General features: G+C 50.0%; 2 protein-coding genes. One reads left to right on the top strand and one right to left on the bottom strand.

The genetic code is table 11. The features are described from left to right. Nucleotides 1-353: cytidylyltransferase domain-containing protein (locus B3180_RS14430; RefSeq protein WP_414654058.1), on the top strand; the 353-nt coding region annotated here is incomplete at its 5' end. Here B3180_RS14430 and B3180_RS14435 read toward each other — a convergent pair. Continuing rightward, a partial coding sequence (locus B3180_RS14435) for a KamA family radical SAM protein (protein WP_286845198.1) occupies nt 350-1,315 on the bottom strand: 966 nt, incomplete at its 5' end. The two genes, B3180_RS14430 and B3180_RS14435, sit on opposite strands and share 4 nt — an antisense overlap.

Here is a 1,315-nt window from a genome sequence, read left to right on the forward strand (position 1 = left end):
TTTTTAACCCGAATACAGTTAAAGTGGTTACCGATGCGGCCGGATACGCTCTGTACTTTAGCCGTGCAGCTATTCCATGGGACAGAGAGCACTTTTCTGCAGAGCGGGATACCAATGTCATTGCCGATCATTACCACCGACACATTGGTATTTATGCCTATCGGGCAGGTTTTGTCAGACGTTATATTGAGTGGCAGGCTAGCCCTATCGAGCAGCTTGAATCCCTAGAACAGTTGCGGGTGCTTTGGCACGGAGAGCGTATTCACGTGGCCGAAGCTATTCTCGCGCCGGCTGCTGGTATTGATACAGAAGAAGACCTGCAGCGGGCACGAGAACGGGCAGTCGATGGTTAATCCATCGCTGCCATTTTTGAGTATTCGTCTTCGAAAAAGAACTTTTCTTCTCCAAAAGCCGGCTTTAATTGATGTAACCAGGTTGCATCCGGGTCGTACTTAGCAAAGAAGGGGCGTTGAACCCAGTCCGGGTTGCGTCCCTGAATAAAGCGTAAAGCAAAAACTTTTTCGCCTGCAATTTCGGTCACACCCTGAACTTCCACTTTACCCGGGCCTGCACTCATTGAAGGGCCGCGAACTGTGCGAGCAATGCCGGATACCTGTTGGTAAGCTTTTTGGAAAATCTCCCAGGTGCGTTCCAGTGGCACTTCAAAGTAACGTTTGGCACCAGTATCCCGCTCAACAAACATATAGTAAGGGATCATACCTAACTGTACTTGTTTCTCCCACATAGAAGCCCAGACATCGGGGTCATCGTTAATGTGTTTAAGCAGTGGAGCCTGGCAGCGTATTTGTGCACCGGTAGCGCGCAGGCGACGAATCGCTTCCTGACAGACTTCCGTACGCAGTTCATTCGGGTGGTTTAAATGCGCCATAATGGATACGTGTTTGCCGCCGGCAACTAAACGCTCTAATAGACGCAGCATGTCGTCTGCGTCCGGGTCAGTAATGAAGCGGTAAGGCCAGAAGGTCAGCGACTTAGTGCCAATACGTATGGTCTTAATGTGCTCAAACTCTGGTTTAAGTAAGTCTTCCAGGTAGTGAGCCAGCTTACGTGTGCGCATAACCATAGGGTCGCCACCGGTGACCAGTAGGTCGGTCACTTCTTTGTGCTGAGCTAAGTAGCGATGTAATTGATCGGCGTCATTAGAGTTAAAGCGTGTTGCTTTACCCACGAATTGTGCCCAGCGGAAGCAAAAGGTGCAGTAAGAATGGCAATACTGCCCCTGAGCCGGGAAAAATAAAACCGTTTCACGGTATTTATGCTGCATGCCAGGCAAGGGTTCACCGTCAACATGGGT

It is taken from the genome of Idiomarina sp. UBA4206, assembly GCF_002383015.1.
Taxonomy (GTDB): Bacteria; Pseudomonadota; Gammaproteobacteria; order Enterobacterales; family Alteromonadaceae; genus Idiomarina; species Idiomarina abyssalis.